This is a genomic window from Microbacterium sp. (assembly GCF_035687345.1).
Lineage (GTDB): Bacteria > Actinomycetota > Actinomycetes > Actinomycetales > Microbacteriaceae > Microbacterium.
This window is the reverse complement of sequence record NZ_DASRXZ010000064.1, coordinates 44,547-53,416: the sequence shown is the minus strand read 5'-3', so window position 1 is coordinate 53,416 and position 8,870 is coordinate 44,547. Positions and strand designations below refer to the sequence as shown.

At 70.5% G+C, this 8,870-nt stretch carries 8 protein-coding genes; 1 reads left to right on the top strand and 7 read right to left on the bottom strand.

Features of this window, described 5'->3' with window-relative positions:
• Positions 1-2,151: DUF7507 domain-containing protein (locus VFF97_RS07880; protein ID WP_325032941.1), on the top strand; the 2,151-nt coding region annotated here is incomplete at its 5' end.
• Positions 2,152-2,177: 26 nt separating this feature from the next.
• Here the strand turns inward: VFF97_RS07880 and VFF97_RS07875 are convergent.
• The 7 genes from VFF97_RS07875 to VFF97_RS07845 form a co-directional block, all read right to left on the bottom strand.
• Positions 2,178-2,534: a protealysin inhibitor emfourin gene (locus VFF97_RS07875; RefSeq protein ID WP_325032940.1), complete on the bottom strand. Its 357-nt coding sequence runs from the start codon at positions 2,532-2,534 to the stop codon at positions 2,178-2,180.
• The gene (locus tag VFF97_RS07870) at positions 2,506-3,585 is read right to left on the bottom strand and encodes a M4 family metallopeptidase (RefSeq protein WP_325032939.1); all 1,080 of its coding nucleotides are present in this window, start codon (positions 3,583-3,585) and stop codon (positions 2,506-2,508) included. Before VFF97_RS07870 ends, VFF97_RS07875 begins: the two co-directional genes overlap by 29 nt.
• Before the next feature lie 152 nt (positions 3,586-3,737).
• On the bottom strand, positions 3,738-4,547 hold the full coding sequence (locus VFF97_RS07865) for an ABC transporter ATP-binding protein (RefSeq protein ID WP_325032938.1): 810 nt from the start codon (positions 4,545-4,547) through the stop codon (positions 3,738-3,740).
• Positions 4,544-5,332: an ABC transporter ATP-binding protein gene (locus VFF97_RS07860; protein ID WP_325032937.1), complete on the bottom strand. Its 789-nt coding sequence runs from the start codon at positions 5,330-5,332 to the stop codon at positions 4,544-4,546. The genes VFF97_RS07865 and VFF97_RS07860 overlap by 4 nt, the downstream gene beginning before the upstream one ends.
• A gap of 58 nt (positions 5,333-5,390) precedes the next feature.
• Positions 5,391-6,287, bottom strand: coding sequence for an ABC transporter permease (locus tag VFF97_RS07855; protein WP_325032936.1), 897 nt, complete (start codon positions 6,285-6,287; stop codon positions 5,391-5,393).
• Complete coding sequence (locus VFF97_RS07850; RefSeq protein ID WP_325032935.1) at positions 6,287-7,237, bottom strand: ABC transporter permease; 951 nt, start codon at positions 7,235-7,237, stop codon at positions 6,287-6,289. The genes VFF97_RS07855 and VFF97_RS07850 overlap by 1 nt, the downstream gene beginning before the upstream one ends.
• Positions 7,234-8,745, bottom strand: a complete 1,512-nt coding sequence (locus VFF97_RS07845) for an ABC transporter substrate-binding protein (RefSeq protein WP_325032934.1) — start codon at positions 8,743-8,745, stop codon at positions 7,234-7,236. The genes VFF97_RS07850 and VFF97_RS07845 overlap by 4 nt, the downstream gene beginning before the upstream one ends.
• Positions 8,746-8,870: the final 125 nt, after the last annotated feature.

Here is an 8,870-nt window from a genome sequence, read left to right as displayed (position 1 = left end):
TGCCCGTCTTCGCCAACCTCGTCCGTGGACAACACTGCGACCGTCTCGGGGACGCCCTTGAACCCGGTGTCACCGACGCTCGAGCCGTTTCCCGGTCCGCCGGTGACGGCCACCGATGTTGCCGGCGTCGATGTGCAGTATCCCGATCTGCAGCTCGTGAAGACCGTGAGCGCCTCTCTGGTCTTCCCCGGGACGGCGGTCACCTACACGTACGTCGCCACGAACGCCGGCACCGCCGACCTGGCGCTCCCCTCGGGGCGGCCGGACTGGATCGCGGACGACCGATGCGCTCCCGTTGTTCTGCAGTCGGGAGACGACGGCGACGGCCTGATGAACCCCGGCGAATCGTGGAGCTTCACGTGCGGCGCGATCATCACCGCGAACACCCTCAACACGGCCGAGATCCAGGGACAGCCGGTCGTAGGCGGACTTCCCGCCGGCGACCCGCTCACGCGAACGGACCAGGCGGTCGTGCTCGTCGTGTCGCCGTCGATCGAGGTCGTCAAGACCGCGTTGGTGCCGGTCGTCGTCGACCCCGCGGCGGAGCCCGTCTCAGGTCCCGACTTCCCCGACCCGCGCCCCGCCCGGTACGCGTACGAGGTGACGAACACGGGGTTCACCCCGATCGAGGACGTCGCCCTCGTGGACGACACGTGCGCCGCCGTGACGGGACCGAGCGGCGATGAGGGTGGCGACGGCGTTCTAGGACTGGGCGAGGTCTGGCAGTACACGTGCGAGACCCCCCTCCAGCGCAGCCAAGGAACGCCGCCGCCCACGGGCGCCGAGTCGGCGATCGTGCAGAACACGGCCGAGGTCACGGGCACGGGATTCATCCCCGGCACAGACCTCACGCAGGCGGTGTCCGACACGGACATCGCGCAGGTGCTCGTCATCGAGCCCGCGATCGCGCTCACGAAGGTCCCCACCGTCAACGGGCAGCCGGTCAGCGCGGTGCGGGCCGGCACCGAGGTCACGTACGTGTTCGAGGTGACCAACACGGGAGATGTCGCGCTCGTGCCCGGTGTGCTCGTCGACGACAAGTGCGGCCCGCCCCTGTACCAGTCCGGCGACACCGATGGCGACGGGCTCCTCGAGGGCGCGAACGGCGCAGCTTCGGAGACCTGGATCTTCACCTGCGAGCGCACGCTCGACAACACGGGCGACCTCACCGACGTGAACGTCGCGACCGTCACAGGCGTCGATCCGCTCGGCAACACCTACGAAGCCGCGGCGCAGGCTGAGGTGAGCGTCATCGATCCGGCGATCGCCCTCGAGAAGGAGGTGTCGGACCACCTGGTGCTCCTCGGCTCGGAGGTCACGTACACGTTCACCGTGACGAACGCCGGCACAAGTCCCGATCCCGCGAACGACGCCCTCGTCGACGTGAACCTCTTCGACATTGCACGCCCGCCGCTGCCGGACTGCCGACTGCCCGAGCGGGTGGATCCCGCTCCCGGCGCGGACGACGTCCTCGACCGCGACGACACGTGGCTGTACACATGCACGGCCGCCATCAACCGGCCGACTCTCAACCTCGCAACCGTTACCGGGCACGGCGGAACCATGATCGGCCTGGACCTCCTCGTCGCCGACACGGACGTCCAGTCTGTCGCGACCTTCCAGCCGGGCATCGCTATCACCAAGACGGCGGATCCGACGACCGTGGTCGCGCCGGGCGGAAATGTCACCTACACGTATGAGGTCACGAACACGGGCGATGTCCCCCTTGCGAACGTCGCCGAGACGATCGCGGACGACACCTGCAGTCCGGTCGCATATGTCAGCGGTGACACCGACGCCGACGGGCTCCTCGACACACCCGACAGCATCTTCGAGGACGAGGCGGACGAGACGTGGATCTTCCGCTGCACGATGTTCGTGGCGGAGACCACGGTCAACACCGCGGTCGTGACCGGTACCCCGGTCGATCCGACCGGTGAAGTGCTGTGCGAGGCATCCGATGTTCAGGTACTCCTCGCCGCCCCGTTCACCGGCTGCGACGTCGACGGCTCCGCCCAGGCGATCGTGCGAGTCGTGCCCCCCTTGCCGCCCACCGGCGGAGAGATCGCCGCCGCTGCGATCGGGGCCGCTGCGCTCATGCTCGCCCTGGGTCTCCTGCTCGCCGCCACGGGCCGAGCACACCGACGCTGACGTCGCGAGTCGGTCGGGGAGTGCGATCAGCGCTGCTGCGCCGGCCGACGCTCACTCTCGCTCCACTCGCGCACGGCGTCGATGAGCTCCTTCCACGGGCCCTTGACCGCGTGGTCGGGCAGCTCAGCGGCGCGATCCTCGTCGACGCCGCACCGTGCGCGGATGTTCCATTGGAAGCGGTCCGCGCCGCGCGGGTCGGAATCGACCGGTTCGTCCCACGGGCAGCGGTGGACGAGTTCGACGAGTTCGGATGCCTCGTCCCCCCGCGCCTCGGCCGTCCACGTGCGAGTGAGCCCGGCGAAGCCGCCGGTGCGCTTCACCGCGACGACGAGCGGTTCGGGTGAGTGGCGTTCGTCAGGCGCGCGGCTGCTCGTCTCGTCCATTCCCGATGACGCCGACACCGACCCATCCGGATCGCACGGCGTCGACCTCCTCCGACTCTTCACCGTACTCCGCCTCGGCGGCCGCGAGGGTGGCCGCCGCGAACTGGGCGAAGTCCGCCGTGCGCGAGAGGGTGCCCGACGTGAGCGCGCGGTACCACACGAGCCCTGCGCGCTCCCACGCGCGGCCGCCGAGCGTCGTCGCGGCGAGGGCGAACGCGCGGTTCGGGATGCCGGAGTTGAGGTGCACCCCGCCGTTGTCGTCGGTCGTGACGATGTAGTCGCTCATGTGGGCAGGCTGCGGGTCGCGGCCCAGGACGTCGTCGTCGTACGCGGTGCCCGGCTCGATCATCGAGCGCAGCGCTCGCCCCTCGACCGCGTCGGTGAAGATGCCCTCGCCGATGAGCCACGACGCCTGGTCGGCAGTCTGATCGGCGCGGTGCTGCTCGGCGAGCGCGCCGAAGACGTCGGCGATGGACTCGTTGAGTGCGCCCGACTGCCCGCGGTAGAGCAGACCGCCCGCCGACTCGATCACGCCGTGCCCCAGCTCGTGCGCGATGACCGACAGCGAGCCGGTGAAGCCCGCGAAGATCTCGCCGTCTCCGTCGCCGAACACCATCCGGCGCCCGTCCCAGAACGCGTTGTCGTAGTCGCGACCGAAGTGGACCGTCGCCAGCAGCTCGGATCCGGCGCCGCTGATCGAGTCGCGCAGGAACGCGTCCCACATGAAGTCGAACGTCGACCCGAGGCCGTCGAACGCCTCGTCGACGGCGGTGTCGCCCGTGGGCGGATCGCCTTCGCGGCGCACGACGACGCCCGGAAGCTCCTCGCGGTTCTTCGCGTCGCTGATCGTGCGGTCGGGAGCGGGAGTCGTCTCGGCGACGAGCGTGTCGGCGCCGTCGAGCGAGAGCCGCAGACGCGAACGCCGGGGCGGTCGGTACGCGCGCTGCACCGCGAGCGTCTCGCGCGCGGCTTCGGCGGCGCGTGCGAACTCGGGCTCACGGATCGACGCGATGCGCGCCAGGAGGTATGGGGGGACGATCGCGTGGGGCATGCCCCGAGGCTAGTCGTCCCCTCCGACGGGGTCGGCGCGGCGCGCGCTCTCGCGGCGCCCTTCGGCGCCCGCGCTGTCGTCGCCGGCATCCGCTGCTGTTCTCGCCGATCGCGCGTGCGGGTTTCGGCAGCGCGAGCGTCAGACCGAACGGGTCAGGACGACCGCGGACCCTGCTCGATCACGGGGATCGACGCGAGCAGGCGCCGCGTGTACGCGACCTGCGGCTGCAGCAGCACCTTCTCGGTGGGTCCTTCCTCGACGATGCGCCCGTCCTTCATGACGACGACCTCGTCGCACAGGTTCTGCACGACGCCGATGTCGTGCGACACCATGATGAGCGTGAGTCCGTCGCGCGCCCGCAGCTCGGCGATGAGCTGCAGGATCTGCGCACGCACCGTGACATCGAGCGCCGACAGCGGCTCGTCGCCGACGAGCAGCCGAGGGCGGTGCACGAGCGCTCGCGCGAGCGCGATCCGCTGCCGCTGACCGCCCGAGAACTCGTGCGGGAACCGGTCGGCCATCGCCGCCTCGAGACCGACCTCCTCGAGCACCTCCCGCACGCGGGCACGCCGGTCGCCCTCGATGCCGAGTGCCCACAGGGGCTCGCCGACGATGCGACCGACGCTCATGCGCGGGTCGAGCGATGCGTACGGGTCCTGGAAGACGATGCCGGTCTCGCGGCGGAGCCAATGCAGGCGACGGGCGGATGCCGCGGCATCCACCTCCCGCCCGTCGAACTCGACCGTGCCCGATGTCGGGGTGTCGAGCGCGAGCAGCAGCCGCACGAGCGTCGACTTGCCGGATCCGGACTCGCCGATGATCCCGACCGCGCTGCCCTCCCGCACGTCGAGGTCGGCGTCTTCGAGCGCGTTCGTGAAGCTCTTCGGCTCGAACAGCCCCGTCTTGGCACGTCGATACCGCCGCGTGAGCCCGCGGGCGCGAAGGAGCACGTCGCCGTTCACGAGACCCCCTCCGGGCGCCACAGCGTCGCCGTCGCGTCGCGCAGGAGCCCCTGCGTGACCGGCGACGACGGCGAGGTCAGGAGCGTCGCGACGGGCGCCGACTCGACGACTTTCCCGTGCTCGAGCACGACGCCGAACTCCGCGATCTGCGAGAGCACCGCGAGGTCGTGCGTGATGAACACGAGCGACATTCCGGCGTCGTCGACGAGGTCGCGCAGCAGCTCGAGGATCTCGGCCTGGATCGTCACGTCGAGCGCGGTCGTCGGCTCGTCGGCGATGAGCAGTCGCGGGCGGCCGACGAGCGCCATCGCGATCGCGACGCGCTGACGCTGGCCGCCCGAGAGCTGGTGCGGGTAGCGCTTGACGATGCGCTCGGGGTCGGGGAGGAGCATCCGCTCGGCCGCCTTCACGGCCCGCGCCCACGCCTCCTTCCTGCTGGCGCCCTCGTGGATGCGGATGGGCTCGGCGATCTGGCGGCCCACCGTGCGGATGGGGTTGAGCGCGGTCTGCGGCTCCTGGAACACGATGCCTATCTCGTCGCCGCGAACGCCGGCGAGCTCGCGATCCGACAGTCCCAGCAGTTCGCGGTCGTTCCAGCGGATGCTGCCGCCCGCCGTCGCCTCCTCGGGGAGGAGTCCCATGATGGCGAGCGCCGTGAGCGACTTGCCGGATCCGGACTCGCCGATGATCCCGACACGCGCGCCGTCGGGAACGTCGAACGAGACGCCGTCGACGACGCGGCGACCGGCGATGTCGATCGTGAGGTCCGTGACGCTCAGGCCCATGCGATCGCCCCCTTCGGGCGATCGGCGCGCCGGCGCGCCCAGGAGGCGTACCGCTCGCTCACGACACCACCTCCGGCACGTGGCGGATCGCGCCGCGCGGGGGAGCGAGCGGGTCGCGACCGCGCGAGAGCGTCGGGTCGGTGGCCTCGCGAAGCGCGTCGCCCACGAGGTTGAGCCCGAGGACGGTGAGCGTGATCGTGAGGCCCGGCCACACGACCGACAGCGGGTGGATGCCGATGTAGCGCTGCACGTCGGCCAGGAGCAGTCCCCACGACGGGTCGGTCACCGGCGCGCCGAAGCCGAGATACGACAGGCCGGCTTCGGCGAGCACGGCCACGGCCATCGACCACGACAGCTGCACGATGAACACGGGGGCGACGTTCGGCAGGAGATGGCGCCACAGGTTCTGCGCGGGGCTGAGGCCCGACGCCTTGCCGGCGAGCACGAACTCGCTGTGCAGCACGCGCCGCAGCTCGGGGCGCGTCACCCGCGCGATGTTGACGCCGAAGCCGATGCCGACCGACCAGATCACGACGCCGAGCGATCCGCCCCACACGGCGGAGATCATCATCGCGATGATGAGCACCGGGAACGCGATGAGCACGTCGATGAAGACCGCGACCGACTCGCGCACCCACCGTGCGGTGAGCGCACCGAGAGCCGCGAACGCGATGCCGATCACGGTGGCGACGACGCCCGCGCCGACCGCGACGTACACCGTCGTGCGGGCGCCCGCCATCAACAGGCTCAGGATGTCGCGGCCGTTGCCGTCGGTGCCGAGCAGGTGCGGCCAGCCGGGGTAGCCCCAGCGGTTCGCGATGTCGACGTCGCGCGGGTCGAACGGCGTCCAGAAGATCGAGACGACCGCCGCGATCAGGACGACCGCGACGACGATGAGCCCGAAGCGCCCGGTCGAGATGCGCCACAGGCGCCGCAGCCACGCGAGCCGATGCATCACGCCGCCTCTCGCTGACGCGGGTCGAGCACGCGGTGGACGAGATCGACGAGGAATCCGATGATCAGCACGAAGCCGGTGAGGACGAGGAGTTCGCCCTGCACCTTGACGAGGTCGCGTCCGCCGACGTCGGCGACCAGCATCCGCCCGATCCCCGGCAGCGTGAACAGCTGCTCGATCACGACGGCGCCGACGATGATGCCCGCGACCTGGAGTCCGAGCACCGTGATGATCGACAGGCCGACGTTCGGCAATCCGTGTCGAAGGAGTGCCTGGTTCTTCGTGAGGCCCTTCGCCGCGGCCGTGCGGACGTAGTCCTGGCCGATCGCCTGCATCGTCGCGGAGCGGACGAACCGCAGGAGCATCGCGCCTTCGACGATCCCGATCGTGATCGCGGGGAGCAGCAGCGACCGGATCGCGAGCCACGGCGTGGACCAGCCTGTGCGCGGGAAGCCCTGTGCGGGAAGCCATCCGAGCCACACCGCGAACACGATCACGAGCATCATGCCCGCCCACACGACCGGAACCGCCGCGAGGGTCTGCGCGCCGACGCTCATCGCGGTGCCCGCGCCGCGCCGCCGCCGCACGGCCGAGAGCACGCCGAGCGGCACCGCGAACACGAGCGCGATGAGCAGGGACATGAGCCCGAGCGGCACCGTCACCTGAGCCTTCTGGACGAGCTCGGCGCCCACCGACCGGCCGTTGACGAGCGAGGTGCCGAGGTCGCCGCGCAGGACGCCCCCGATCCACTCGAAGTACTGCTCCCACAGCGGCCGGTCGAGGCCGAGGCGCTCCCGGATGGCCGCGACCTGCTCCGGCGAGCCCTGGGTCCCGGCGATCAGCTGGGCGACATCACCGGGGAGGACCCGCAGCGTGAAGAAGATGAGCAGGCTCGCCACCAGCAGCCCCACCAGCAGCAGGGCCAGCCGGGTCAGCGCGTACCGGGTCACCCCCGAGATACTGTCACGTCAGCCAGGTTCAGGCGAACGTTGATGGAGTTCACCGGGAACCCGCTCACGCCCTGTCCGACCGCCGTGATCGTGTTGCCCAGGTAGAGCCAGTCGGCGGCGTGCTCCTCCGACACGATGCGCGCCGCCTGCCGCAGCAGATCGTCCGACTCGTCCTCATCGGTGGTCGCGAGCGCCCGCGCGTAGAGGTCCTGCACCTCGGGGTTGTCGTAGTTGAAGTAGTAGTCCGGGTTGGCGAAGTTGCCGAAGTCGCGCGCCTCGACGTGCAGCACGAAGCTCAGGTCGTAGTCCTTGTTCGTGTAGACGTCCTGCAGCCACGTGGGGAACTCCACGGACTCCACGGTGAGCTCGACGCCCACGTCGTCGAACGCCGACACGAGGAAGGTGGGCACGGTGGTGCCGTACACGGCCGGGATGGTGAGTGTGAGGCTGAGGTCCTCCTGGCCCGCGTCGGCGAGGAGTTCGCGCGCGCGCTCGGGGTCGTACGGCGCGACGTCGGAGAGATCCTCGTACCCGGGGTCGAGCGGCGGGATCGGACCGTACAGCGTCTCGGCGGCGCCCTGCGCCTCGATGAGGGCCTCGTGGTCGATCGCGAGGCGCAGCGCCTCGCGCACGCGCGGGTCGTCGAGCGGAGCGCGCTGGTTGTTGAACGCGAGCGTGCCCTTGTCGGTCGTCTCGCCCGTCGTGAGCGTGAAGCCGGTGCCGTCGAGCTGCGGCGCGAGGGTCGCGTCGACCGCGGTCAGCACGTCGACGCTGCCGTCGAGCGCCGCGTTCACACCGGCCGTGAAGTCGGGGATGTACTGGAGCACGACCTCGGCGACACCCGCCGGCTCGCCCCAGTAGTCGTCGTAGCGCGCGAGGGTGATGCTGTCGCCCTCGGTCCAGTCGGCGATCGTGAACGGACCGGTGCCGTTCTCGGCGTTGTTCATGTCGGTCGTGTCGCCGGCCTTGAAGACGAGTCCGGCGCGACCCGTGAGCGAGAACAGGAAGTCGATGTTCGGCGCGGCGAGCACGATCTCGACCGTCGACTCGTCGGGCGCCGTGATCGACGTGACGCCCGCGAGGTCTCCGTGACCCTGCAGCGACTCGTCGTCCTTCACCTCGGTGAGCGAGGTCACGACGTCGTCGACCGTGAGCGGCTCGCCGTTGTGGAACGTCACGCCCTCCTGGATCGTGAAGGTGTAGGTCAGCCCGTCCTCGGACACCTCCCAGTCGGAGGCGAGCTTCGGCACGATGACGTTGCCGTCGTCGGGGGCCCGCGTGACGAGACCCTCGTAGACGTTGTCGATGAGCGCCTGCTCGAGCGCCGCGCCGCTCGTGCGGCGGATGTCGAGGTTGTCGGGCTCGAGCACGAGGCCGACGGTGAGCGACGCGTCGGGGTCGGGTTCGCCGCCTGTCGAGTCAGGGCTCGGCGAGGCCGTGCACGCGCTGAGAGCGAGTGCCGCGGCAGCGAGGCCGGCTGTGGCGAGGAGGGCAGTGCGGCGGAGCATCGGAGGTCCTTTCGGCTGCATCACGGGCGGCGCCGGCCGGATGGGCCGTGCCATGTCGGCGGTGCAAAGGCTGTGGTTCCTGTAGGAGTCAGCGTAGGGATCGTGCCTGAGCGGCGGGCCCGGTT